Source organism: Tsukamurella ocularis (assembly GCF_024807615.1).
GTDB lineage: Bacteria > Actinomycetota > Actinomycetes > Mycobacteriales > Mycobacteriaceae > Tsukamurella > Tsukamurella ocularis.
This window is the reverse complement of the sequence record NZ_JANUCJ010000002.1, coordinates 642859-667957: the sequence shown is the minus strand read 5'-3', so window position 1 is coordinate 667957 and position 25099 is coordinate 642859. Positions and strand designations below refer to the sequence as shown.

Below are 25099 nucleotides of genomic sequence, written 5' to 3'. Positions count from 1 at the left end.
GCAGCACCGAACATCGGTGGATCGATCGAGACTCTGCTCCCGCTACCGATTCCTCTTCTCCATTGCGTTGCAACGGCATGAAGAGTGAAGACCGATAGCGGGAGCGGGCGGCGCGCGCTACGCGTAGGTCAGGAGGACGGCCTCGTCGAAGGGCAGGCGGGAGAAGGTGCGGCTCCGCACCAGCTTCGCCGCGTCGTCCCGCGAGACCACGCGCGGAGCGGTGACGGCGCGGGTTTTGCCGCCGCGCACCACTCGGCCTCCGCCGGCGGCGCGCAGGTTCTTGAGCCAGTCGCGGTCGGGGCCGTAGGTCAGCAGGATCGCCACCCCGTCCTCGGTCCCGAAGGCGGTGACCGGCGTCCGGTACGGCGTGCCCGACGTGCGGCCGGTGTGCTCGATGATGGCGAAGCTGGGCGCCCAGCCGGCCCACAGCCGTTGGACGGGGTTCGTGACGCGGCGGTTGAAGCGGGCGAGGGACTGCGGCAGCTGCATGCGTCCATCGAACTCTCCCTCGCGGCCCGCGACAAGGGCCCGTCCAGCCGAGCGCTCAGCGGTCCTGCGGCTTGACGAACGGGAAGGCCAGCGTCGCGCGGATGTTCACGCCCGCGAGCAGCATGACGATGCGGTCCACACCGATGCCGAGGCCGCCGGTGGGTGGCATCGCGTAGGAGAGAGCGTCGAGGAAGGACTCGTCGAGCTCCATCGCCTCGGGATCGCCCGCTGCCGCGGCCATCGACTGCTTCGTGAGCCGCTCGCGCTGGTCGATCGGGTCCGTGAGCTCCGTGTAGGCGGTGCCGAGCTCGGCACCGAAGCCGACCAAGTCCCACTGCTCCGTGAGCCGCGGATCCTCGCGGTGTCTCCGCGCCAGCGGCGACACCTCGATCGGGAAGTCGCAGTAGAACGTCGGGAACTCGGTCTGCTTCTCGACCAGCGCCTCGTACAGCTCCATCACGAGCTTGCCCGCCGTCGCGCCGCGTGGCACGGCCACGTGGTGCCGCCGGCACACCGCAGTCACCTCGTCGACCGTCGACGCCGAGGTCAGCTCCGTCCCGGACGCCGCCGACACCGCGGAATGCACGGTGACGACGGGCCAGTCCGCCGTGAGGTCCACTTCACGCGTGCCCCCGGCACCGTCGGGCCGCACGGCGATCGGTCGCCCGTTGACCGCGACCGCCGCGGCGAGGATCACCTCGCGCGTGAGCGTTCGCATCGTCGTGTAGTCGCCGTACGCCTCGTAGGCCTCGAGCGCGGTGAACTCCGGGTTGTGCGTCGCATCCGCGCCCTCGTTGCGGAAGTTACGGTTCAGCTCGAAGATCCGGCCCATGCCACCGACCGCCAGTCGCTTGAGGTACAGCTCCGGCGCGATCCGCAGGTAGAGGCCCATGTCGTAGGCGTTGATGTGCGTGGTGAACGGGCGGGCCGCGGCGCCGCCGTGCACCGACTGCAGCATCGGCGTCTCGACCTCGGTGAAATCGCGGCCCACGAACACGGCGCGCATCGCGGCGACCGCACGCGAGCGCCGGTACAGCAGGTCAACGGCACCGTCATCGGTGATGAGCTCGAGCGGGCGATTCCGTGCCCGCGTCTCGTCGCCGAGCCGCGCGCGCGTCTTCGGCACGGGAGAGAGGCACTTGCCGGCCATCGCCCACGCCGCGAGCAGGACCGATGGCTCGCCGGTGCGGGAGCGGACGACCGCACCGGTCACCGACACCAGGTCGCCCATGTCGATCGCCGTGCGCCACAGCGCCCGCGCGTCGTCCGGGGTGCGGGTGCGCTCGGCGATCACCTGTAGGTGGGCGCCGTCCTCATGCAGGTCGACGAACGTGACGCCGCCGTAGTCTCGCACCGCCCGGACCCGCCCGGTCACGGAGACGACGGTGCCTGCGGCACCGTCGGGCGCGAGATCGAACGCCTGCTCGCGGACCGCCGCGAGCGATGCGGTTCGGGGCACCGACGGGGGATAGCCGGGCATGCCCGCGTCCTCCAGGGCCCGGAGCTTACGTCGGCGCACCCGCTGTTGCTCGGAGAGCCGCACGGGCGGCGCCTCCCGGCGCAGGAGGCGTTCTTCCTCGGCGAGCAGCCGGTCGACGAACTCGGTGTCCCGCGGGAACTCGTCCGGGATTGACGGTCCTGCCAGGAATTTCGGGCCGATCTGCGGCAGGAAGCCCTCGGCGGTGCCGACGGCGATACCGGCGCGGACCGCGCTGAGCGCCGGGTCGTAGCAGAGGACCCGCGGCACCCAGTCCGGGCGGTACTTGTCGTTGGAGCGATACAGGGATTCGAGCTGGTAGAACTTCGATGCGAAGCTCAACACGGAGTCGACCATCCGGGTGACGGGTCCCGCGCCGACGCGGTCCGCCTCGGAGAAGACGGACCGGAAGACCGCGAAGTTCAACGATATCCGCCGGATACCGATCTCCGCGCACTGCTCGATGAGCTTGGCGACCATGAACTCGTTGAGGCCGTTCTCGGCGTCGCGGTCGCGCCGCATCAGGTCCAGGGACAGGCCGCGCGTGCCCCATGGCACGAAACTGAGCAGGCCCCGCACCACCCCGTCCGCGCTGTGCGCGGAGACCAGCACGCAGCGGCCGTCCACCGGGTCGCCGATCCGGTTGAGGGCCATCGAGAATCCGCGCTCGGTCTCCTCGCCCCGCCACTGCTCTGCCAGCGTGGCCACCTCGGCGAGCTCCGCGGCGGACAGGTCGCCGTGCCGTCGGACCTTGAGCGTGTAGCCCGCGGCGGCGACGCGGGTCACCGCTTGGCGGACCGCGCGCATGTCGCGGCCCTTGAGGGTGAACGCGTCGACGTGGATGATCGCCTCGTCGCCGATGGTCAGGGTGCGCAGCCCGGCGTCCTCGTAGACGGTGGCGCCGTCGGCGCTCGCCGCCAGCACGGCGGGGTAGAGGCTGTGCGAGCGGCAGTCCTCGATCCATGCCGCGACCGCGGCGGGCCACGAGTCGCGGTGGCCGATCGGATCTGCGCTCGCCATCGAGACGGGCCCGACGGCGCGGCAGGTCACCACGGCCCGCCGGTCGGGGGAGGCTATCACCGCCTTGTCCCGCCGGGTGGCGAAGTAGCCCAGGGAGTCGTCCTCGCCGTACTCGAGCAGGAGCCGCCGGACTTCGAGCTCTTCGGGCTCGGTCATCAGTTCGTCGCCGCGTCCGGCCCGCCAGAAGGCCATGAGGGCGAGGATCAGGACGGACGCAGACAGGACTCCGGCCAGTGAATAGACCCACATGGGACCGGAGTGCCCGTTGAGCGCGACGTCGATCCGTCGCGGAACCGCCACGCCGAACGTGGACCGGAGCGACCACACGAGGATCTCGACGGTGCCGTTCAGGCGATTCGATCCTCGGCCCGGGAACGTGAACGCGAGCGCGACGACCACGAGGTAGACGCCGACGAAGCCGCCGACCAGGACGCCGAAGGCGGCGCGGCGCGAACCCCGCGCGAGCTTCGCGGGGTACTGCGGACGGGCGACGATGACCAGCGCGAGGCAGACGGCGCTGATGGCCGCGGTGAGCGCAGCGCCCGGCAGAGAGAAGCGCACGGACACGTACGCCTCGATGAAGGGCGGGAGGTGCCGCGTCTCGTCGGGGTCGAGCTGGTCGGTCGCGACGATCACCAGCGTCGCGATGTTCACCAGCACCTGGAGCGACATGATGATGACGGCGACGGTGTGCGCGGCCCGCAGACGCCGGCGGAGCGCGCCGAGGAGAACGGTGAGCGCCGCGACGAGCAGCAGGCTCGGGTGCGAGGGGATCCCGACGATGCCGAGCAGGTCCGCCACCAGGGGCAGGATCCGGTCGCTGCGGATGATCACGCTGAGCAGGGAGACGATTCCCGCGGCGGTGATCATGTGCGCTAGCCACGTCGCCGTCGTCTCCTGCACACGTTCCCGGCTGCTCTGCGACACGGACATCCTCCTCGGGGGGTGTGCACGGCGTGTGCGACTCACGTGGAAAAGACTCCCGATGATAGCCTTGACGCAGGTCCGTCCGACGTCGGTGCCGGTAGATCCGGTCTCCGACTTCTGCGGTGCGCCGTCACGGTGTCACTCCCCGCGGGGTGGTCCTCGGTAGTGGTTGCCGGAAACGCCGTCGTCTCGACGAGCGGGTCCGGCGGCTTCGATCGATGACCGCACCCACGGCGCCCGCCGCCATGTCGAACGACTCCGGCCGCGCGCAGCATGCGCGCCGCCAGGTGGGGACGGTCCGCGCGAAGAAAGGCTTCTTCACTCTTCATGACAGACAACACTCAGGTCGAGTACGACGACGACATCACTGAAGCGGTCGCCGTCATCGACAACGGTTCCTTCGGCACGCGCACCATCCGGTTCGAGACCGGCCGGTTCGCTCAGCAGGCCGCCGGCTCCGTGGCCGCGTACCTCGACGACGAGACGATGCTGCTCTCGGCGACGTCGCACAGCAAGCAGCCGAAGGAGCACTTCGACTTCTTCCCGCTGACGATCGACGTCGAGGAGCGCATGTACGCCGCGGGCCGCATCCCCGGCTCGTTCTTCCGTCGCGAGGGTCGCCCGTCGACGGACGCGATCCTGGCCTGCCGCCTGATCGACCGGCCGCTGCGCCCGTCCTTCGTCGCCGGCCTCCGCAACGAGATCCAGGTCGTCGTGACCGTGATGTCGCTCGATCCCAAGGATCTGTACGACGTCGTCGCGATCAATGCCGCTTCGGCGTCGACCCAGATCGCTGGCCTGCCCTTCTCCGGCCCCGTCGGCGGCGTGCGCGTCGCGCTCATCGACGGCCAGTGGGTCGCCTTCCCGACCGTCGAGCAGCTCGAGGGCGCCGTCTTCGACATGGTCGTCGCGGGCCGCATCGTCTCGGGCTCCGGCAAGGACGCCGACGTCGCGATCATGATGGTCGAGGCCGAGGCCACCGAGAACGTCATCGACCTCATCGCCGGTGGTGCCACCGCGCCCACCGAGACCGTCGTGGCCGAGGGCCTCGAGGCCGCCAAGCCCTTCATCGCCGTGCTCTGCGAGGCGCAGAAGCAGCTGGCTGCCGGGGCGTCGAAGCCCACCGGCGAGTTCCCGCTGTTCCCGCCCTACCAGGACGACGTCTTCGCCGCCGTCGAGGCCGCGGGTGCCGCCAAGCTCAACGACGCGCTGTCGATCGCCGGCAAGCAGGAGCGCGACAACGCCACCGACGTCGTCAAGGCCGAGGTGCTCGAGTCCGTCGGCCCGAAGTTCGAGGGCCGCGAGGGCGAGATCGGCGCGGCGTTCCGCTCGCTGACCAAGAAGCTGGTGCGCCAGCGCATCCTCACGGACCACTTCCGCATCGACGGTCGCGGCATCACCGACATCCGTTCGCTGAGCGCCGAGATCGCCGTGATCCCGCGCGCCCACGGCAGCGCGCTGTTCGAGCGCGGCGAGACCCAGATCCTGGGCGTCACCACGCTGGACATGGTCAAGATGGCGCAGCAGATCGACTCGCTCGGACCCGAGAAGTCGAAGCGCTACATGCACCACTACAACTTCCCGCCGTACTCGACCGGTGAGACCGGCCGTGTCGGCTCGCCGAAGCGTCGCGAGATCGGCCACGGCGCGCTCGCCGAGCGCGCTCTCGTGCCGGTGCTGCCGTCGGTGGAGGAGTTCCCCTACGCCATCCGTCAGGTGTCGGAGGCGCTGAGCTCCAACGGCTCCACGTCGATGGGCTCGGTCTGCGCCTCGACGATGTCGCTGCTCAACGCCGGCGTGCCGCTCAAGGCGCCCGTCGCGGGCATCGCCATGGGCCTGGTGTCCGACGAGGTCGACGGTCAGGCCCGCTACGTGGCCCTGACCGACATCCTCGGTGCCGAGGACGCCTTCGGCGACATGGACTTCAAGGTCGCCGGCACGTCCGACTTCGTCACCGCCCTGCAGCTGGACACCAAGCTGGACGGCATCCCGTCGCAGGTCCTGGCCGGCGCGCTGGCCCAGGCGAAGGACGCCCGCACCACGATCCTCGAGGTCATGGCCGAGGCGATCGACGCCCCCGACGAGATGAGCGTGTACGCCCCGCGGATCACCACGATCAAGGTGCCGATCGACAAGATCGGCGAGGTCATCGGACCCAAGGGCAAGACGATCAACTCCATCACCGAGGAGACCGGCGCCAACATCTCGATCGAGGATGACGGCACCGTGTTCGTCGGTGCGGCCGACGGCCCGTCGGCCCAGGCGGCGATCGACCGGATCAACGCCATCGCCAACCCGCAGCTGCCGAAGGTGGGCGAGCGCTTCCTGGGCACCGTGGTCAAGACCACGGCGTTCGGCGCGTTCGTGTCGCTGGTCCCCGGCCGCGACGGCCTGGTGCACATCAGCAAGCTGGGCAGTGGCAAGCGTGTGAACAAGGTCGAGGACGTGGTCAACGTCGGCAGCAAGCTGCAGGTCGAGATCGCCGACATCGACGAGCGCGGCAAGATCAGCCTGATCCCCGTCGTGGAGGAGAAGGCCGCCGAGGCCGCTCCTGCGGGCGAGGAGTAGGAACTGAGCAGCCTGACATCACGGGCTGCGCGGACGGGGGCATCCGGATCGGGTGCCCCCGTTCGTCGTAGCGTCCTGCCCGGCGGTCTGCGGGTGGTCACGGAGACGGTGCCGGGTTCCCGGTCCGCCGCCGTCGGCCTGTGGGTCGCGGTCGGCTCGCGCGACGAGCACCCGACCTCGGCCGGATCCGCGCACTTCCTGGAGCACCTGCTGTTCAAGGCGACGCCGCATCGCGACGCGGCCTCCCTCGCCGCCGAGGTGGACGCCGTCGGCGGCGAGATCAACGCCTTCACCAGCAAGGAGCACACCTGCTACTACGCGCACGTGCTCGATGTCGACCTCGAGCTCGCGGTCGATGTGGTGACCGACGTGGTCCTGGGCGGCCTGTGCCGCCCCGCGGATGTGGACGTGGAGCGCGAGGTCGTGCTCGAGGAACTCGCCATGCGCGACGATGACCCGGAGGACCTGGTCAACGAGGCCGCCACCGTGGCCCTCCTGGGCGATCACCCGCTGGCGCGGCCCGTCCTGGGCACCGAGGAATCGGTGTCCGCGATGACCGCCGCGCGCCTGCGGGGCTTCCATCGCCGCCGCTACACGCCCGAGAAGATGGTCCTGGCCGTCGCGGGCAATGTCACGCACGCGCAGGTGGTCAAGCTGGCGCGCAGGGCCTTCGTGGGCCGGCTCGACGGTGCCGCCGATTCCGCACCGATCCGCACAGGCGCCCGGCGCTGCCCGGGTGCGCCGACGCTCGAGGTGGTGAACCGGGACGGGGAGCAGTCGCACCTCGTTGCGGGCACCCGCGCGTACGGCCGGTTCCACCCGGACCGGTGGGCGCTGTCCGTGCTCAACACCGCGATCGGCGGCGGCCTGAGTTCGCGTCTGTTCCAGGAGATCCGGGAGCAGCGTGGCCTCGCGTACACCGTGTACTCGGCTGTCGATACGTACGCCGATACGGGCTTGTTCTCCGTGTACGCCGGGTGCTCGCCGGAGCGCCTGGGTGAGGTGGCGACGGTCGCGCGCAAGGTCCTCGAGGACGTCCGCGACGACGGTCTCACCGTTGAGGAGTTGGCACGCGCCAAGGGATCGCTCCGCGGCGGGTTGGTGCTGGGACTGGAGGACGCGCAGTCGCGCATGCACCGCATCGGCCGCAGCGAGATCAACTACCAGAACCAGCGCACCGTCACCCGCACGCTCGCGACGATCGACAAGGTTTCGGCGGCGGATGTGAACCGCGTTGCGCGGGACCTGCTCTCGCAGCCCTTCGGCGGCGCCGTCCTCGGCCCGCACCGCGGGAAGCGCGGCGTGCCGTCGCCGGTCCGGAACTGGCTGGGCTGAGCCGGGCAGGTCGGGTGCGGGAATCCATCCGCACCCGATCTGCGCGAGCGCACCCGGTGTACCGGGTGCGCTCGGTCGCAGGGGGTGCGGGACGGCATCCGCACCTGATTCGCGCCGAGGACCGGTGTGTCCCCTCACGAACGGGCGCCGCAGCGGCCGGGTGTTCGGCAGTGGAGTGCACGCTGTGTACACTTTGCGACGTCAAAGTCTGCTGAGGAAAGAACCAGGGTATGCCCATGACAACGTTCGTCCGCCGCGTGATCGCCACCGCCCTCACGGCGGGAGCCGTGCTCGCGCTCGCCCCGGCCGCGGCCAACGCCTCCGGCACCGTCACCTTCCGTGGAACGGTCACGGGCGGCACCTCGATCCGGACGACCGCGCCCAACGCGACGGCCACCTGGGTCGGTGACTTCGACGACGCCGGCAATCTCGTGATCCGGACCAATTGCGTGATCGCCCACCACGAGCTCGGCGTGATCGGGATCCCGCCGTCGCCGCTGCCCGCGGACCGGTGCGAGTCGATCAAGGGCGTCGACCTCTCGGATCGATTGCTGGTCTGGCAGAACGCCACCACCGGGAAGACCGGCACCGCACGCTCCGAGTACGACGGGACCTTCATCGTCGCGCCCGGCAAGGGCAGCGTCAGCGTGGCGATCACGGGCATCGTGGGGACCGCGGTCGCCACCTACGTCGCGTAGCGCTCCCGGAACGAGGCGGCGGCCAACGGATTCCGGTGGCCGCCATCTTTCGCGGAGACCTACTTGGCGGACGCCCGGGGGAGCGGCTTGCCCTCCGCGGCGAGCACGCCGCGCAGGCGCGTCGGGTAGTCGGTGATGATGCCGTCCACGCCGAGCGCGAGCTGCGCGCGCATGTCCTTCTCCTCGTTGACGGTCCACGGGATCACCGTCAGGCCGGCGGCGTGCGCCGCGGCGACCGTCTTCGCGTCCGACAGTTCGAAGTCGGGGGAGAGGGCGTCGAAGCCCGCCGTCGTGGCGGCCCGGACCACGTCGCCGCCGGACTTCTCGTAGCTCACCGGGCCGAGCCAGGCGGAGCCCTTCTTCCACGTCGTCGCGTCGTAGAGCGCGACGAGGGGCACCGACGGTGCCTGTGCCCGGACGAGTGGCAGCGAGCGCCAGTCGAAGCTCTGGACCGCGATGCGGTCGAGCACGCCGGCGCGGCGCGCGGCACCGAGGATCTGCGCGACGAAGGCGGCCGGTTCCGCGGACTTCGACCGCTCCTCCGCCTCGATCTTGGTCTCGATGTTGAACCGCACCGTGTTGCCCCGGTACTGCGCGGCCAGGTCGAAGAGCTGCGGCAGCGTCGCGATCCGGTTGCCCTCGACCACCTTCGCAGTCGGGAACTTCGCCAGCTTCTTCGCGCACACGAGCGTCTGCACCTGAGCGTAGGTGAGGTCGTGGATCGTCTTGCCCACGTACGGGAACTGTGTGTCCCAGGGTGTCGCGGGCGCAGTGTCGGTGCACTTGTCGGCCTGCACCGTCGGGTCGTGCCAGATCAGCGGTACGTCGTCCTTGGTGAGCACCACGTCGAGTTCGAGCGTGGTCACCCCGAGCTCGAGCGAGCGTGCGAAGCCGTACAGCGACTCCTCGGTGTGCTCGCCCCGCCCGCCCCGGTGCGACTGCAGGTCGAACGAGCCCGACGGGGCCGCCCACACGGGGGCGGCGACCGCCCCGCTGCCCAAGGCGACGGTGACGGCCGCCGCGAGCGCGGTGGCGCGGGACAGGGTGCGGGAGCGAGTGGTCATGGCGGCAACGTAATCGCACACTATGAATCGTGGGTGAACGGGCTTGTGGGCGCCACCTCCAGCCCGGCTGCACCAACGCGTCACCGCCGGATCGGAGTCCCGGTCCCCGACGACGACAGACGCCCGCCGGTGAACCGGCGGGCGTCTGTGGAGCGAGAGGTCAGTTCTTCTTGTCCTTGAGCGACCACGTGGGGGCGAGGTCGCCGCCGGTGTGCTCGACCACCTTCGGCTTCACGGCGAACCAGCCGATCGCGAGGATGGCGACGAAGGCGGGGATGCCCAGGACGACCACGATGAGGTTCGTCTTGTCCCAGAAGCCACCGTCGGACTTGTAGCCCGAGTAGGCCATACCGACGAGGACGAGCACCAGGAAAACAAGTCCGACGTAGCTCATGAGCGGTGCGAGCGGAGCACGGAACGGGCTCGTGGTGACGATGCCCGCATCCGAGAGCTTCCGGTAGCGGATGTGGCACAGGAAGATCAGGCCCCACACGCCGACGACCGCGATGGCGGAGGCCTCGAGGGCGATGTCGAAGGCGTGGCCGGGGACGAGCGCGTTGAGCACGGCACCGAGGACGTAGAAGATGGACGTGACGATGATGCCGGTGGCGGGGACTCCCGACCTGCTCATGTTCATGAACATCCGGGGTGCCTCGCGGCTCGCGGCGAGACTGCGGAGCATGCGGCCCGTGGTGTACAGCCCGGCGTTGAGCGAGCTCATCGCAGCGACGATGAGCACACCGTTGATGAGGGTCGCCATCCAGCTGATGCCCATCCGCTCGAAGACCGTGACGAAGGGGGACTCGAGATCGCCGGAGGCGGTCTTCGTGCCGTACTGGCTGGTCGGCAGGATGCAGACGAGCAGGAAGATCGAGCCGCAGTAGAAGACCGCGATACGCAGGATGACCGAGTTGACGGCCTTCGGCACCTCGCGCTGCGGGTTCTGCATCTCGCCGGCGGCGATGCCCACCATTTCGATGGCCGCGTAGGCGAAGACGACGCCTGACATCACGACGATCGGCGCGATCCAGCCGAAGGTGTCGCTGTGGGGCCAGAATCCGCCGGGGTTCGACCAGAGGTTGGAGATGCCCGCCTTGTGGGCCAGATCGCCGCTGCCCACCGTGACCTGGCCGATCACGATGACGAGGCCGACCACGAGGAAGATCACGATGGCGCCGACCTTGAGCACGGATGCCCAGAACTCGAACTCGCCGAAGGCGCGGGCCGAGAGCAGGTTGATGACCAGGACCACGGCGAGCGCGATGATCACGGAGACCCAGTTGGGCAGTTCCCACCACTTGCGGACGTACACCGCGACGGCCGACAGTTCCGCGACGCCGGTGAGCGCCCAGAAGATCCAGTACAGCCATCCCGCGGCGTAGGCCGCGGCCTCGCCGAAGAACTCGCGGGCGTAGGAGACGAAGGCGCCCGAGCTCTGGCGGTACAGCACCAGCTCGCCGAGGGCCCGCATCAGGAAGAAGGCGATCACGCCGACGAACGCGTAACTGAAGAGCAGCGCCGGGCCCGTGCTGTTGAGGCGGCTGGCGGAGCCCAGGAACAGGCCCGTGCCGATGGCGCCGCCGATGGCGATCATCTGCACGTGTCGCCGACCGAGGGTCTGCTTGTAGCCCTCCTGCTCGGCCGCGAACTTATCGACGGAATGCGTCATGGATGAGTCCTTCTCCTCGACGTATCGGTGCGCATGGGGTTGTGCGCTGGATGGGAATGTAGACCTCGCAACGCTTCCGCGGACGCGTTACCGAGAGATGACTTGGGGATGTCGATCGCCGCCGACGTGTAAACATAGGTCCATGACCGACTTCTCGGACCTCGGGGAGCTGTTTGCCTTCCTCTCCGGACACGCGCCCTTCGACGGCCTGCCCGACGACGTTCGCGCACGTCTGGCGGCCGAATCGTCGATCAGCGAGTTCTCCGAGGGCGCGACGATACTGGACGGTTTGTCCGCTTCGCCCGACCATGCCTTCGTCGTGCTTACCGGCCGGGTTGGGGTGTGGAACTTTCCGGCGGCGTCGCCGACCGATGTGGGCGATGTCGACGAGGTGGTCGGTCCGGGCGGGGTGTTCGGCTACGTGGTCATCCTGGTCGGCGCGAAGGGCGGCCCGCGGGCGGTGGCGCTCTCCGACGTGACGCTGCTGCGGCTGCCGGCCTGGGCCGTCGGCGACATGTTCTCCACCCCCGCCGGCGCGGCGTTTCTGGCGACCGAGCTCGCCAAGCCGACCACGGCTGTATCCGCGGAGGAGGTCCGCGAGCGGACGGCGGGCGAGATCGTGCGCCGACCGCCGGTCATCTGCCCGCCGACCGTCACCGTGCAGGAGGCCGCCACGGCAATGACGGCCGCGAAGTCGGGCTACATACTCGTCGAGAACGCCGCCAGGGAGCCGCTGGGTATCGTCACTGATCACGACCTGCGGGCGCGCGTGATCTCCGTGGGGCGGCCCGTGACCGACCCCGTGACGGCGGTGATGACGGCGCCGTTGGCCGCCGTCCCGGAGACCGCGCTCTCGTCCGACGTGCTCATCGAGATGCTCGACCGCAAGCTGCACTACATGGCCGTGCTGGACGAGCACGCCGCCGTGCGCGGTGTCGTCCAGGACGTCGACTTCCTCACGGTTCCCACCACGTCGACCTTCGCGCTGCAGCGCCGGATCGAGCGCGCCGAGGCCGCGGAGCTGCCGGAGATCGGCGCGACGATCCGCGAGATCTTCCCCGTGCTGTGGGGCCAGCAGGCGCCGGTCCGGCACATTTCGGGCGTCGCGGCCGTGGCGATCGAGGCGATGGTCCGCCGCTGCATCGAGCTCGAACTGCCGGTGCACAGCGGGCTCCGCGAGGGCGACTTCACCTGGCTTTCCCTCGGCAGCGTCTCGCGCCGCGAGGTGGTTCCCAGTTCGGACGTCGACAGCGCGATCATCCTCAAGGATTTGCCCGGTGCCTCGGCGGAGGAGATCGAGGTGCGACGGTCCGCCGCCCTCGCTCTGGCCGCCGCGGTCCACACACGGCTCGAGGAATGCGGCATTCCGTCGGACACCAACGGCGCGGTCGCCGCGCAGGCCCGCTTCTGCCGCACCGAGTCCGAATGGCTGTACGCGGCGGGTGAGTGGATCGACGCGCCGCTGTCGAACAACGCGATGATGATGGCCTCGCTGCTGGTGGACGGCCGCCCCGTGTGGGGCGACCTGACCCTGCAGCCCGTTGCCGGTGTCTATCAACATCTTTCGGAACATCCACGCGCCTTCATCCTGATGCTGCGCGAGGCTCTCACAGCGAAGGCGCGGCTGCGCTCCGTGCGCGACGTGATCTCACTGCGGGGCGGCACCTTCGACATCAAGGCGCACGCCCTGGTGCCGGTGGTGAACATCGCCCGGTGGGCGGCGCTGAGCCGCGGGTCGACCAAGCTGCAGACCCGCAACCGGCTCGCCGCGGGCGCGGATTCGCCCGTGCTGCCTGATGATTCCGCGGAGATTTTGCGCGAGGCCTTCTCGATCCTCGAGCGTCTCCGGATGGAGCATCAGGTGCAGCAGATGGGTGCCGGTCGTGCGCCGGGTGACGTCCTGTCGATCCGCCGGATGTCCTCCCTGGACCGCGGGCTCCTCGAGCAGTGCGTGCGCGAGGTGGCCGCGGTGCAGCGCCGCATGGCCAACCTCGCGCAGTACCTCGACGCCGGCGAGTGGTGAACTGCCGCGGGTGACGTCGTGGCTCAGGCCAGGACGGCTTCGGGCGCCTTCGACTCGATGCCCAGGGCCTCGCCCACTCCGGCGTTGAGGAGCACGCCGTCGTGCGTCGAGAGGCCCGCGGCCAGCGCGGCGTCCTCGGAGCAGGCGGCCTTCCAGCCCTTGTCCGCGATGCGCAGCACGTAGGGCAGGGTGGCGCCCGTAAGCGCGAACGTGGAGGTGCGCGGCACCGCGCCCGGCATGTTCGCGACGCAGTAGAAGACGGTCTCGCCGACGGTGAAGGTCGGATCGTCGTGCGTGGTCGGGTGCGAGTCGGCGAAGCAGCCGCCCTGGTCGATCGCGATGTCGACGAGCACGGCGCCGGGACGCATGCGGTGCACGAGGTCGGTGGAGACGAGCTTCGGCGCCGCGGCGCCCGGGATCAGCACGGCGCCGATCACCAGGTCCGACTCGACGACGGCCTCCTCGAGCGCGAGCGAGGTGGAGTAGCTGGTGTGCACACGGCCGCCGAACTGGGCGTTGACGGCGCGCATCTTGCGCACGTCCAGGTCGAAGACGGTGACGTCGGCGCCCATGCCCGCGGCGATCTGCGCGGCGTTGATGCCGGAGACGCCGCCGCCGAGCACGGTGACCTTCGCGGGCGCGGTGCCGGGGACGCCGCCCATGAGCACGCCACGGCCCCCCTTGGAGCGCATCAGGTGGTAGCTGCCGACCTGTGGGGCGAGCCGGCCTGCCACCTCGGACATCGGGGCGAGCAGGGGGAGCGAGCCGTCGGGGAGCTGGACCGTCTCGTACGCGATCGACGTGGTCTTCGACGACAGGAGCGCGTCGGTGCACGGTCGCGAGGCGGCCAGGTGCAGGTAGGTGAAGATCGTTTGGTCGGCGCGCATCCGGGCGTACTCCGCCGCGATGGGCTCTTTGACCTTGAGCAGGAGGTCGGCCTCGCTCCAGACGTCGTCCGCCGTCGGCACGATGCGGGCACCCGCCGCGGCGAAGTCCTCGTTGGCGATCGCCGAGCCGACGCCCGCGCCGTCCTCGATCAGCACGTCGTGGCCGCGGCGGGTCAGCTCAGCGACACCGCCGGGCGTGATCGCCACGCGGTACTCGTTGTTCTTGATCTCGGTGGGGATTCCGACGCGCATCGTGTGCTCCTGTCCGGCGGGTGGCTTGTGTCACATAGTCTGAAGAAACATCGAGAACTGATCAAGGGCACGGAAGAAGATTCTGAAAGGGTACGAAGTGGCTGACGTACATTCTGTGAGAACGGCGTATCGCCCACCATCGTCGAACGATCGTCGACCGCTGCTCGACGATGCGGACCGGCGGATCCTGCTCGCACTCCAGCGGGACGGGCGGGTCTCGAACGCCGCCCTTGCGGAGGAGGTCGGCCTGGCCCCGTCCACGGTGCACACTCGGGTCCGGCGCCTCACCGATGCGGGTGTGATCCGCGGTTTCTACGCTGACGTCGATCCCGCGGCCGTCGGCCGGCCCCTGCGTGCCATGATCGCCGTGACGTTGCGTTCGACCGCCCGGCACCGGATCCGGCAGTTCGTGGAGTCGGTGATCGACCTGCCGCCCGTCATCGACGCGTACTTCCTCGCCGGCGGCGACGACTACCTGCTGCACATCGCGGCTGTCGACACCGACGATCTGCGCCACCTCGTCGAGTACCTCAGTGCCCGCGAGGAGGTCGCGGGCACCAACACCTCCCTCGTCTTCGAGCATGTCCGTGGCTCGGCGCCGCTCTAGGCTGCAACCCGCTGCAACGATCGACGGGGCGCACGGACCGCGGCGAGTGTGGGACGAGTCACATGTCTACGACCGGAGGAATCCCATGCGAGCAGCGCGCTACCACGACCGCAACGACGTCCGGATCGAGGACGTCCCCGCGCCCGAGGTGACCGAGGGCACCGTCGCCATCGACGTCGCGTGGTGCGGAATCTGCGGCACCGACCTGCACGAGTACGTGGACGGCCCGATCTTCGTGCCGCCGTGCGGCCACCCGAATCCGGTGAGCGGCGAAGCCGCGCCTCTGACGATCGGGCACGAGATGTCCGGCGTCATCGCCGCGGTCGGCGCCGGCGTCGACGACCTGCAGGTGGGGGATCACGTAGTGGTCGAGCCGTACATCATCGCCGACGACGTGGACACCGGGCCGGACAGCACCGACTACCACCTCTCGTCGGATATGAACTTCATCGGGCTGGGCGGCCGCGGCGGTGGGCTCTCGGAGCGGATCGTCGTGCAGCGCCGCTGGGTGCACCGGGTCTCGAAGGACGTGCCGCTGGACCAGGCGGCGCTCATCGAACCGCTCGCTGTGGGGTACCACGCGCTGCAGCGCTCCGGTGCGGGCGCCGGCGCCTTCGCTCTCATCACCGGAGCCGGGCCGATCGGGCTGCTCACCGCCGCGGTCTGCAAGGCCAAGGGGCTGACGGTGGCCATCAGCGAGCCCAGCTCGCTGCGCCGGAGTCGCGCCGCCGAGACAGGCGTCGCCGACCACGTCTTCGATCCGACGGTGACCGATGTCGTGGCCGCCGTGCAGGGCCTCACCGGCGGCCGCGGCGCCGACGTCGGCTTCGAGTGCACCTCCGTGCAGCCCGCGCTGGACGCCCTGTTCGATGCGCTGCGGCCGCAGGCCGTGCTCGTGGTCGTCTCCATCTGGGGGCAACCGGGCAGCGTCGACATGCAGAAGCTGGTGCTCAAGGAGATCGACATGCGCGGCACTATCGCCTACGTGAACAACCACGCCGAGACGATCGCGCTGGTCGAGAGCGGCACCGTCGACCTGGCGCCGTTCATCACCGGCAGGATCGGCCTCGACGAGCTGGTCACCGTCGGCTACGACACCCTGCTGCATCACAACGAGACCGCGGTGAAGATCCTCGTCTCGCCGTCCGGGGCGGGGCTGCCCGCCGGAGTCTGACGGCGGTACCGGCCTAGGCTGTCGGGGTGAGCGAGAGCAGGATCGTCCCGGCCGCCGATCGCACGCACTGGCGTGGCGAGGGGATCTACACGCGGCAGTCGATGCCCTTCACCGGCAACTTCGATCTGGGTGAGAACGCGCACGGGCAGCTGCTCGTGCACAACGACGACCTCATCGACCCGGGCTCGGGCGTCGATCGGCACTTCCACCGCGACGCTGAGATCGTCACCTGGGTGATCGCGGGCGAGGTGCACCACGACGACTCGTCCGGCGAGACCGGCCTGGTTCGCGCCGGCCAGGTGCAAGCGATGAGCGCGGGCAGCGGGGTCAACCACCGCGAGCAGAACCCGCGCTCCACCGGCGTGGTCGCGAGGGTCGTCCAGATGTGGTTGCCGCCGAACGAGCCCGGGGGCGAGCCGGAGTATCGCACCGCCGACGTCCCCCTCGGTGGTCGCGGCCTGGTCCTCGTCGCCTCGGGGATCGCGGGCCGCGACCCGGCAGTGGCGATCAACAACGACGCCGCCGCGCTGTACGCCGCCCGGCTGGCGGCGGAGGAGTCGGTCGTCCTGCCGCCGGCGCCGTACGGGCACCTCTTCGTGGTCTCCGGTGCCGTCGCCGTCGGCGACGACCGGCTCGGTGAGGGTGACGCGCTGCGCACCGTCCACACCGGTGCACTCACGGCGATCGCCACCGAGCCCGCCGAGATCCTGTTCTGGGAGATGCACGCACAGGCCGTCTCCGCGCGCTGATCGCTCACGGGGAATACCCGTTCGGGTCCGTTCGCCTTCGGCTCGGTCCACCTCCTGCGGCGTCGCCCCCGGTGTAGGAGGATTCTCCGGTGCACAACACCGAGCCGACAGCCGAACACCGCCGCCTCGCGGAGAGCCCGGGGCCTGACGGCCCGTGGCGACTCTGGGGCCCGTACCTCGCGGGGCGTCAGTGGGGGACCGTCCGGGAGGACTACAGCGGCAGCGGCGATGCCTGGGGGAGCTTCGGCTTCGATCAGGCGCACCGCCGTGCCTACCGGTGGGGCGAGGACGGGCTCGGCGGCATCTGCGACCGCTACGGCTTCCTCAATCTCGCCGTCGGCCTGTGGAACCACAACGACCCCATCCTCAAGGAGCGCCTGTTCGGCCTCACCAATGCGCAGGGCAACCACGGCGAGGACGTCAAGGAGTACTGGTGGCCCGTCGACGGGACGCCCACGCACAGTTGGATGCACTGGATGTACCGGTACCCGCAGGCCGAGTACCCGTACCAGCAACTCCGCGACGGCAACGCCGCCCGCGACCGAACGCAGCGCGAATACGAGCTCGCCGACACCGGCGTGCTCGCCGACAACCGCTTCTTCGACGTGCACGTGCGCTACGCCAAGGCCGCGCCCGACGACATCTGCGTGGAGATCGAGGCGGTCAACCACGGTCCGTCGCCCGCGCCGCTGGATCTGCTGCCGCAGCTGTGGCTGCGCAACACCTGGGCGTGGGGGCACGACGAGCGACGCGGCGAGATCACGCGCGTACGGTCGCCGGAGGTCGGCGGCCTCGAGGCGGTCCGGGTGACCCACCAGTGGCTCGGCGAGTACCACCTCGCTGCGGAGGGCTCTCCGCAGCTGCTGTTCTGCGACAACGAGACCGATGCCGTGGAGCTCTTCGGCGCGGCGGCCAACGCCTCGCCCTACCCGAAGGACGCAATCACCACGCGGGTGGTGCAGGGCGACGAGGCTGCCGTCAACCCGGAGGAGCGCGGCACCAAGGCGGCGGTCTGGTACCGCTTCGCCTCCGTGCCGCCCGGGGAGAGCGTGACGGTTCGGCTGCGGCTCTCGCGCACCGCACCGTCGCTGGACACCTTCGGTCCGGGCTTCGCCGCCGTCTTCGCCGACCGGCGCGACGAGGCGGACGAATTCTACGGCACCGTGATCCACCAGGACGTGCAGGGCGAGGACCGGTCGGTCGCGCGCCGCGCCTACGCGGGCATGCTGTGGAACAAGCAGCTCTATCGCTACGACGTGGAGTCCTGGCTGGAGGGTGACCCCGCCGTCGACCCGTCGCCGCGCGAGCGGGCGGACCCAGGCCGCCGCAACACCACCTGGAAGCACTTCTCGCTGGCCGACGTGATCTCCATGCCAGACGAATGGGAGTACCCCTGGTTCGCTGCCTGGGACCTGGCCTTCCACTGCATCCCGCTGGCCCACGTCGACCCCGAGTTCGCCAAGGAACAGCTGGTCCTCATGTGCCGAGAATGGGCTATGCACCCGAACGGCCAACTGCCGGCATATGAATGGGAGTTCGGCGACGTCAACCCGCCCGTGCACGCGTGGGCGGCGTGGCACGTCTACCGCATCGACGGCTGGCGCGACCAGGAGTTCCTCGTTCGCGTCTTCACCAAGCTGCTGCTCAACTTCTCCTGGTGGGTCAACCGCAAGGGATCCGACGACACCGGCGTCTTCGAGGGCGGCTTCCTCGGCATGGACAACATCGGCTTCTTCAACCGGTCCGCGCCACTGCCGCCGGGCTACCGGCTCGAGCAGTCCGACGCCACCAGCTGGATGGCGTTTTACTGCCAGCAGATGTTCAAGATCGCCATCGAGCTCTCGCGGCACGACCCGGTGTGGCAGGACTGCGCCACCAAATTCCTCGAGCACTTCCTGCAGATCTCCAAGGCCACGTACAACTTCGGCTCGCACAGCCTCTCTCTGTGGGACGACGAGGACGGCTTCTTCTACGACGTGCTCGTCCGGCCCGACGGCAGTGCGCTGCCGATGCGGGTGCGCTCGATGGTGGGCCTGCTCCCACTGTTGGGCGCCACCGACGTGCCGGCGTGGGTGGCGCAGGAGTGCCCCGACGTGACTGCGCGCCTGAACTGGCTGCGCTCCCGCCGCCCGGAACTCGTGGAGCCCGTGCTCTCCGGTGCCTCGGCCGACGGAGACGGGGACGGCCGGATGCTGCTCTCCCTCGTCAGCCCCGACCGGCTGCGCCGCGTGCTGGAGCGCATGTTCGATCCGGCGGAGTTCCTGGCGCCCTACGGCATCCGTTCCCTGTCCAAGACGGAGCAGCAGGTGGCCGAGGACGTGGACGGAAGAACCGTCTCCATCCAGTACGAGCCCGGCGAGTCGACCACCGGCATGTTCGGAGGCAACTCCAACTGGCGTGGGCCCGTGTGGTTTCCGGTGAACGTGCTGCTCGCCGACAAGCTACGCACCTACGGCAGGCACTTCGGCGACGACTTCACCATCGCCATTCCCACCGGCTCCGACAACCTGTGCACCCTGGAGGAGGCCGCCGACGTCATCGACGGGGGGCTCGTCGGGCTGTTCCGACCCGTCGCGCGGGCCGACGGTGGCGGTGCACGCCGTCCTGCGGACGCCGGGCGGATCGAGGGCAGCGACAACCCGCTCTGGGCACAGCATCCCACCTTCTACGAGTACTTCGACGGGGACACGGGCGAGGGCCTCGGCGCCACGCACCAGACCGGGTGGACGGGCCTCGTCGCGCACCTGCACAACCCTCGTCTTCCCATGGAGCCCCCGCGCGCTTCGGGTGCCTGACGCCTGCGAGGTATTTCACACTGCAAAGCGTGACAAATCTGTCATCAAGTACGGTGTACAGGATCTTTGCAGGGTTACGATCCGTTCAGGCGGATGCACGGCCACCCGCCCCGACGTCGGTGGGAAAGGGTGTGATGCGCGAGACGGAACCGGTGGACGACGGCGACGTCGTCGACGTACTCGGGGTCGGATTCGGACCCGCCAACCTGGCGCTGGCGATCGCACTCGCGGAGGTGCCGGAGCGGATCGGCACCGTGCGGTTCCTGGAGCGGCGGGAAGCGTTCGCCTGGCATCCGGGCATGCTGCTCCCGGGCACGTCCATGCAGATCAGCTTCCTCAAGGACCTGGTGACGTTGCGCAACCAGGCCAGTCCGTTCTCCTTCGTCGCGTACCTCGGTGCCCGGGATCGGCTCGTGGACTTCGTCAACCGCGCCGTGCTCACTCCCGAGCGAGCCGAGTTCGCGGACTACCTGGCCTGGGCGGCCACGCCGTTCGCGGACCGGGTGCGGTACGGCCGCACGGTGACGGGCCTCGCTCGGTGCTCCGAGGGGCCGCGGTTCGCCGTCACCCATCGTGGCCCGGACGGCGACGAGCGGGTCACCCGCGCACAGTCGGTGGTCGTGGCGCGCGGCCTGCGGCCCGTCTTGCCCGCGTGGACGGACGGGCTCGACCCGCGGCGTGTCTTTCACAACATCGACCTCGTCCCGCGGCTCGGTGAGCTGGAGCGCGATCTCCCCGACGGGGTTGCGGGCGCGAGCTTCCTCGTGGTGGGCGGCGGTCAATCCGCGGCCGAGGTGGCGCTGCACCTGCATGACGCGGGGGCTCGCGTCGACCTCGCCTTCCACGGATTCGGGCTCGCGGACGTGGACGAGAGTCCCTTCGTCAACCAGGTCTTCGACCCGGACGTGGTCGACGAGTTCGCCGCCGCGCCGTCGGAGACGCGGGAGGCGCTGTTGCATCGGCACGGCAACACCAATTACGCGGCGGTCGAGCACGCGTTGACTCGCGAGCTTTACGACCGCTGGTACCGGCAGAAGGTAAGCGGCCCACGCCGATTGGGCGTGCACCGCACCAGCGCGGTGGTCGCCGCGCAGGCCGCGCCCGGCGGCGGCGTCGCGGCCGAACTGCGCCGCCTCACCACCGGCGAGCGCACTGCGGCGACCTTCGACGCCGTCGTCTGCGCCACCGGATTCCGGCCCGGCGGCCTCACCGGGCTGGACGGCATCGCTTCGCCGGGCGGCGACCTGCACGTCGCCCGCTCGCACCGCGCCGTGATCGACGGTGCCGAGGTGCCCGGCCTGTACGTACAGGGCGCCGATCTACCCGGCCACGGTCTCGGGACCACGCTGCTGTCCAACGTCGCCGTCCGCGCGGGTGAGATCGCCCGCGCGCTGCACCAGGAGGAGTCGCCATGACCACGAGGACACCGGCGGGCACTGTGCTCTTCGCGGCGACCGAACGCACCCCGTTCACGGTCTTCGTCGCCGAGGACCCGCGCGACATCGAACGTGCACAGGCCCTGCGGTACGACGCCTTCTCCACCGAGCTCGGCGCGCCGCTGCCCGGGGCCGTGATCAGCGAGCGGCTCGGCCGGCCGATCGACGTGGACCGGTTCGACGACTACAGCGCCCACCTCCTCGTACGGCACGACCCGACCGACGAGATCGTGGGCTGCTACCGGATCATCCTGCCCGCGCCGAGTGGGCAGCGGGAGGTATTCACCACCAGCATGTTCCGGCTCAGCCCGGCGTTCGCCGCGATGGCCGACGACGTCGCCGAGTGGGGGCGCGCCACCATCGCTACGCGATACCGGGGCGGGGTGGTGTCGGTGCTGCTACGGATCGCACTGCTGACCTTCTACGAGCGCTCCGGATTCCAGTTCGCGATGGGCTGCATGTCGGTCCGTATGGAGGACGGCGTACATTCGCGTGCCGCGCTGGTCCGTGCCGCGCTCGGCTTCCTCGCCGACAACGACGCGCTCGCCGACGGTGCGGTCCGCGCCGATCCGATCCGGCCCGTCGCCGTCGACGGGGTCCCCATCGATGAGCTCCCGCGGCCCGACGGCGCCGACGAGGACCTCGTTCCGCCCACGATCCGGATCGCCGTCCGGTACGGCGGCGTCGTCTGCGGCTTGCCCTCGTACGACCCCGATTTCGAGATGGCCGACTTCCTCGTGCTCTTCGACGCCGAGCGGATGCGTGCGGCCGGATGCCTCGACGAGGTCCGTTCCTTCCTCGCAGCGCTGTGATCGCCCGGCTGACCCGCGCCGTCGCCGCACGCCCCCGCAGCGTGCTCGCGGCGTCGCTGCTGCTTCTCGTGGTGCTGGGCATTTTCGGCGCCGGGGTCGGCGGCGCCCTCCGCAGTGGCGGCAGCACCGACCCGGGCGCGGAATCCGCCCGTGCGCAGCAGGTCCTGGAGGACGACTTCGGGCGCGGCGGGTCCTCGCTGGTGCTGACGGTGCGCGCGCTGACCCCCGAAGCGTTGCCCGCCGCGGCGGACCATGGTCGCGCGATCACAGAGGCGGTCCACCGCGCCCCCGCGGTGCAGTCCGCCGTGTCCGCTTGGGCCGATCCGGCCGCGGCGACGCGCCTGACGTCGGCGGACGGGCGTACCGGCCTCGTCGTCGCGAGCCTGACCGGCGGCACCGGGAACGCACCCGACCACGCCCGCGCGATCGTCGACCGCCTGCCGCGCCCGCCCGACGGAGTACAGGTCGAGGCCGGCGGCGAGGCCATGACCTACCTGCAGATCAACGAGCAGTCCGGCAAGGACCTGGTGCGGGCGGAGCTGATCGCTCTGCCGCTCACCTTCCTCGTCCTCGTGTGGGCGTTCGGTGGGCTCGTCGCCGCCGCGGTGCCCGTCGTGGTGGGGATCGCGGCGATCATCGCGACGTCCGGACTGCTGCGGCTCGTGGCGGAGGTCACCGACGTCTCGGTGTTCGCGCTCAACCTCATCACCGCCATGAGCCTGGCACTGGCGATCGACTACACGCTCCTGGTGGTGAGTCGATATCGCGAGGAGGTGCCGGCCCGCGGCCGCGATGAGGCGCTCGTGACAGCCATGGCGACAGCGGGGCGCACGGTCCTGTTCTCGGCGATCACTGTGGGCCTCAGCCTCGCCGCGATGGTGTTGTTCCCCATGTACTTCCTGCGCTCCTTCGCCTACGCCGGACTGGTCGTCGTCGGGTTCACCGCCATCGCGACCCTGATCGTGACGCCGGCGATCCTGACGCTGCTGGGCGATCGCATCGACCGGCTCCGGGTGGGCCGCGGTCCACGGCCGACGGACGAATCCCGCTGGTACCGGGCGGTGAAAGCCGTGCAGCGCCGGGCGGTCCCACTCGGCATCGCCGTGGTGGCGCTGCTGGTCGCGCTCGGCGTGCCCTTCCTCGGAGCGAAGCTCGGCTACCCCGATGACCGGACCCTGCCGACCGCCGCCTCGTCGCACGCCGTCGGCGACGAGCTGCGTACCGGCTTCCACCCGAATCCCACGGCAGACGTGCTGATCCTGCTACCGGAGGGCGCACCGTCGGGCACCGAGGACTACGTCCGGGAGCTGTCCCGGACCGCCGGCACGGGTGCCGTCGTCGGACCGGACGGGACGTGGCTGCGCGGCGCCCGCGTCGCAGACGGTGACCCGACGGCCCGGGCGGGCTTCGCGCGCCTGATCACGGTGGCGAGCGAGCACGACCCGCGGTCGGCGGAAGGCGGCTCCCAGCTGGACGCGCTGCGCGCGGTAACCGCGCCCGCCCCGACGCTCTTCGCCGGTGCGGCGCAGGCGGACCGGGACGCCGTCGACTCCATCCTCGGGGCGGTGCCGCGGGTCCTTGTGGCGATCGCGATCACGACGTTCCTGCTGCTGTTCCTGCTCACCGGTAGCGTGCTGCTGCCGCTGAAGGCGCTGGCGCTCAACGTGCTCTCGCTCTCGGCCACCTTCGGCGCGATGGTGTGGATCTTCCAGGAGGGGCACCTCGGCGGGCTGGGGACCACGGTGACGGGCCACCTCATCGCGGACATGCCGGTGCTGATGTTCTGCATCGCCTTCGGACTGTCCATGGACTACGAGGTCTTCCTCCTGTCCCGGATCCGCGAGGAGTGGCAGGAGCTGCCCGGCCGGGACCGCGCCGCGAACGACGAGGCAGTGGCCCGCGGCATCGCAAGCACCGCACGGGTGGTCACCGCTGCCGCGCTCCTCATGGCTGTGGTCTTCGCCGCGATCGGCTTCTCCGAGGTGTCCTTCATGCGAATGCTGGGCGTGGGCCTCGCCATCGCCGTGCTCCTCGATGCCACGCTCGTGCGGCTGGTGCTGCTGCCCGCGTTCATGCGCATCGCGGGAACGGCGAACTGGTGGCCGCGGCTCAGAGCCAGCCGCGGCGCTTGAAGGCCGAGTACAGGCCGCCGGCCAGGGTGAGCATCATCAGAAGGCTTAACCAGAAGCCCCACTCCTTGCCGAAGCCCGGGTAGGGCACGTTCTGGCCGAAGTAGCCGGTGATGGCGGTGGGCACCGCGATGATCGCCGCCCAACTGGTGAGCTTCTTCATCACCGTGTTGAGCTGGTTGTCGACGAGGGCCAGGTTGGTGGAGCGCACGGATTCGACATTGTCGCGCAGGCCCTCCGTCCAGTCCGCAGCGCGCATGGTGTGGTCGTAGACGTCCTCGGCGTAGGGCAGGAGATCGTGCAGATCGGGTGCTGCGGACACGCGTCGCAGCACTGCGCCCACCACATCGCGCATCGGGAGGACGATGCGGCGCAGCTCGCCCACCTGCTTGTGCAGATCGAAGGTGATCTGGGAGACCCGGTCGCTCGAGCGGCCGTCGAACAGGATCGATTCCACGTCGTCGAGGCGCTCGTCCACCGCGGTCACCCGCGCCGTGTACCCGTCGACGACGGCGTCCAGCAACATCAGCTCCAGCGATTTCGGCCCATACTGCAGCAGGTCCGCGTTGTCCGAGATGTTCTCTGCGACGTCATCGACGGGGAAGCCCTCGCCCAGACGCACCGTGAGCACTCCGTGCTCGAACAGGAACAGCGAGACCCGGCTCGTGGCACCGTCTTCGGCCACCGTGTAGGCGGTGACGAACAGGATCTCGCCGTAGCGCAGGGACTTCGGCCGCTCATGAACGGTGAGCGCGTCCTCCACTGCCAGCTTGTCGAGTCCCATGGTCTCGACGAAGGGGGCGAACTCGGCCTCGGTCGGGTCGAGCACGTCCACCCAGATCAGGCCCGACGGTGCGGCCAACGCCCGCGTGGCGGCGTCCGTCGCGGCGTGGTGGACGACGTCGAAGCAGTCGTCCGCGTCGTCCACGAAGGTCCGGATGGTCACGTCCATGTGCGCAAGGGTAGGTCGTCGGTCCTCGCACCGCCG

17 protein-coding genes are annotated in these 25099 nt (G+C 70.0%); 11 read left to right on the top strand and 6 right to left on the bottom strand.

Features of this window, described 5'->3' with window-relative positions:
* Positions 1 to 117: 117 nt before the first annotated feature.
* A complete protein-coding gene (locus tag HNP44_RS09260; protein ID WP_259140002.1) occupies positions 118 to 489 on the bottom strand; it encodes a nitroreductase family deazaflavin-dependent oxidoreductase in 372 nt (123 codons plus the stop codon).
* Between the two features lie 55 nt (positions 490 to 544).
* Positions 545 to 3919 carry a bifunctional lysylphosphatidylglycerol synthetase/lysine--tRNA ligase LysX gene (gene lysX, locus HNP44_RS09255; protein ID WP_259256873.1) on the bottom strand — a complete coding sequence of 1125 codons (3375 nt, stop codon included), beginning with the start codon at positions 3917 to 3919 and terminating at the stop codon, positions 545 to 547.
* Between the two features lie 321 nt (positions 3920 to 4240).
* Here lysX and HNP44_RS09250 point away from each other — a divergent pair, with 321 nt between their 5' ends.
* The 3 genes from HNP44_RS09250 (at position 4241) to HNP44_RS09240 (ending at position 8514) form a co-directional block, all read left to right on the top strand.
* Positions 4241 to 6481 carry a polyribonucleotide nucleotidyltransferase gene (locus HNP44_RS09250; protein ID WP_259140006.1) on the top strand — a complete coding sequence of 747 codons (2241 nt, stop codon included), beginning with the start codon at positions 4241 to 4243 and terminating at the stop codon, positions 6479 to 6481.
* Positions 6482 to 6484: 3 nt separating this feature from the next.
* On the top strand, positions 6485 to 7816 hold the full coding sequence (locus tag HNP44_RS09245) for a M16 family metallopeptidase (protein WP_259140290.1): 1332 nt from the start codon (positions 6485 to 6487) through the stop codon (positions 7814 to 7816).
* Positions 7817 to 8052: 236 nt separating this feature from the next.
* The gene (locus HNP44_RS09240; protein ID WP_259140007.1) at positions 8053 to 8514 is read left to right on the top strand and encodes a hypothetical protein; all 462 of its coding nucleotides are present in this window, start codon (positions 8053 to 8055) and stop codon (positions 8512 to 8514) included.
* Positions 8515 to 8573: 59 nt separating this feature from the next.
* Here HNP44_RS09240 and HNP44_RS09235 read toward each other — a convergent pair whose 3' ends face one another.
* Together HNP44_RS09235 and HNP44_RS09230 are read right to left on the bottom strand one after the other, a co-directional pair.
* Positions 8574 to 9578: a glycerophosphodiester phosphodiesterase family protein gene (locus HNP44_RS09235; protein ID WP_259140011.1), complete on the bottom strand. Its 1005-nt coding sequence runs from the start codon at positions 9576 to 9578 to the stop codon at positions 8574 to 8576.
* Between the two features lie 160 nt (positions 9579 to 9738).
* The gene (locus HNP44_RS09230; RefSeq protein WP_259140013.1) at positions 9739 to 11247 is read right to left on the bottom strand and encodes an amino acid permease; all 1509 of its coding nucleotides are present in this window, start codon (positions 11245 to 11247) and stop codon (positions 9739 to 9741) included.
* Between the two features lie 142 nt (positions 11248 to 11389).
* On the opposite strand from HNP44_RS09230, the gene HNP44_RS09225 reads away from it, so the two are divergent.
* Positions 11390 to 13270, top strand: coding sequence for a putative nucleotidyltransferase substrate binding domain-containing protein (locus HNP44_RS09225; RefSeq protein ID WP_259140015.1), 1881 nt, complete (start codon positions 11390 to 11392; stop codon positions 13268 to 13270).
* A gap of 23 nt (positions 13271 to 13293) precedes the next feature.
* On the opposite strand, the gene ald is transcribed toward HNP44_RS09225, so the two are convergent.
* Positions 13294 to 14409 (bottom strand): alanine dehydrogenase, encoded by a 1116-nt coding sequence (gene ald, locus HNP44_RS09220; protein ID WP_259140016.1) that lies wholly within the window; start codon positions 14407 to 14409, stop codon positions 13294 to 13296.
* Positions 14410 to 14506: 97 nt separating this feature from the next.
* On the opposite strand from ald, the gene HNP44_RS09215 reads away from it, so the two are divergent.
* From HNP44_RS09215 to HNP44_RS09185, 7 genes are all read left to right on the top strand, one after another.
* The gene (locus HNP44_RS09215) at positions 14507 to 15016 is read left to right on the top strand and encodes an Lrp/AsnC family transcriptional regulator (protein WP_259140018.1); all 510 of its coding nucleotides are present in this window, start codon (positions 14507 to 14509) and stop codon (positions 15014 to 15016) included.
* Positions 15017 to 15101: 85 nt separating this feature from the next.
* Entirely contained in the window at positions 15102 to 16190 is a 1089-nt protein-coding gene (locus HNP44_RS09210; protein WP_259140019.1) for a 2,3-butanediol dehydrogenase, read from the top strand.
* A gap of 26 nt (positions 16191 to 16216) precedes the next feature.
* Positions 16217 to 16939, top strand: coding sequence for a pirin family protein (locus HNP44_RS09205; RefSeq protein WP_259140020.1), 723 nt, complete (start codon positions 16217 to 16219; stop codon positions 16937 to 16939).
* 89 nt (positions 16940 to 17028) lie between these two features.
* A complete protein-coding gene (locus tag HNP44_RS09200; RefSeq protein WP_259140021.1) occupies positions 17029 to 19734 on the top strand; it encodes an MGH1-like glycoside hydrolase domain-containing protein in 2706 nt (901 codons plus the stop codon).
* Positions 19735 to 19868: 134 nt separating this feature from the next.
* Complete coding sequence (locus HNP44_RS09195) at positions 19869 to 21149, top strand: lysine N(6)-hydroxylase/L-ornithine N(5)-oxygenase family protein (RefSeq protein WP_259140022.1); 1281 nt, start codon at positions 19869 to 19871, stop codon at positions 21147 to 21149.
* Positions 21146 to 21982, top strand: a complete 837-nt coding sequence (locus tag HNP44_RS09190; RefSeq protein ID WP_259140023.1) for a GNAT family N-acetyltransferase — start codon at positions 21146 to 21148, stop codon at positions 21980 to 21982. Before HNP44_RS09195 ends, HNP44_RS09190 begins: the two co-directional genes overlap by 4 nt.
* Entirely contained in the window at positions 21979 to 24114 is a 2136-nt protein-coding gene (locus tag HNP44_RS09185; protein WP_259140024.1) for an MMPL family transporter, read from the top strand. The genes HNP44_RS09190 and HNP44_RS09185 overlap by 4 nt, the downstream gene beginning before the upstream one ends.
* Here HNP44_RS09185 and HNP44_RS09180 read toward each other — a convergent pair.
* Positions 24092 to 25063 (bottom strand): magnesium transporter CorA family protein, encoded by a 972-nt coding sequence (locus HNP44_RS09180; protein ID WP_259140025.1) that lies wholly within the window; start codon positions 25061 to 25063, stop codon positions 24092 to 24094. The genes HNP44_RS09185 and HNP44_RS09180 overlap by 23 nt on opposite strands.
* Positions 25064 to 25099: the final 36 nt, after the last annotated feature.

Bases quoted from the DNA above. Each gene is read 5' to 3' on its own strand.
- HNP44_RS09260 (WP_259140002.1), bottom strand. From the start codon at position 489: ATGCAGCTGCCGCAGTCCCTCGCCCGCTTCAACCGCCGCGTCACGAAC.
- lysX (WP_259256873.1), bottom strand. From the start codon at position 3,919: ATGTCCGTGTCGCAGAGCAGCCGGGAACGTGTGCAGGAGACGACGGCG.
- HNP44_RS09240 (WP_259140007.1), top strand. From the start codon at position 8,053: ATGACAACGTTCGTCCGCCGCGTGATCGCCACCGCCCTCACGGCGGGA.
- HNP44_RS09195 (WP_259140022.1), top strand. From the start codon at position 19,869: ATGCGCGAGACGGAACCGGTGGACGACGGCGACGTCGTCGACGTACTC.
- HNP44_RS09225 (WP_259140015.1), top strand. From the start codon at position 11,390: ATGACCGACTTCTCGGACCTCGGGGAGCTGTTTGCCTTCCTCTCCGGA.
- ald (WP_259140016.1), bottom strand. From the start codon at position 14,409: ATGCGCGTCGGAATCCCCACCGAGATCAAGAACAACGAGTACCGCGTG.
- HNP44_RS09235 (WP_259140011.1), bottom strand. From the start codon at position 9,578: ATGACCACTCGCTCCCGCACCCTGTCCCGCGCCACCGCGCTCGCGGCG.
- HNP44_RS09190 (WP_259140023.1), top strand. From the start codon at position 21,146: ATGACCACGAGGACACCGGCGGGCACTGTGCTCTTCGCGGCGACCGAA.
- HNP44_RS09180 (WP_259140025.1), bottom strand. From the start codon at position 25,063: ATGGACGTGACCATCCGGACCTTCGTGGACGACGCGGACGACTGCTTC.
- HNP44_RS09210 (WP_259140019.1), top strand. From the start codon at position 15,102: ATGCGAGCAGCGCGCTACCACGACCGCAACGACGTCCGGATCGAGGAC.
- HNP44_RS09250 (WP_259140006.1), top strand. From the start codon at position 4,241: ATGACAGACAACACTCAGGTCGAGTACGACGACGACATCACTGAAGCG.
- HNP44_RS09230 (WP_259140013.1), bottom strand. From the start codon at position 11,247: ATGACGCATTCCGTCGATAAGTTCGCGGCCGAGCAGGAGGGCTACAAG.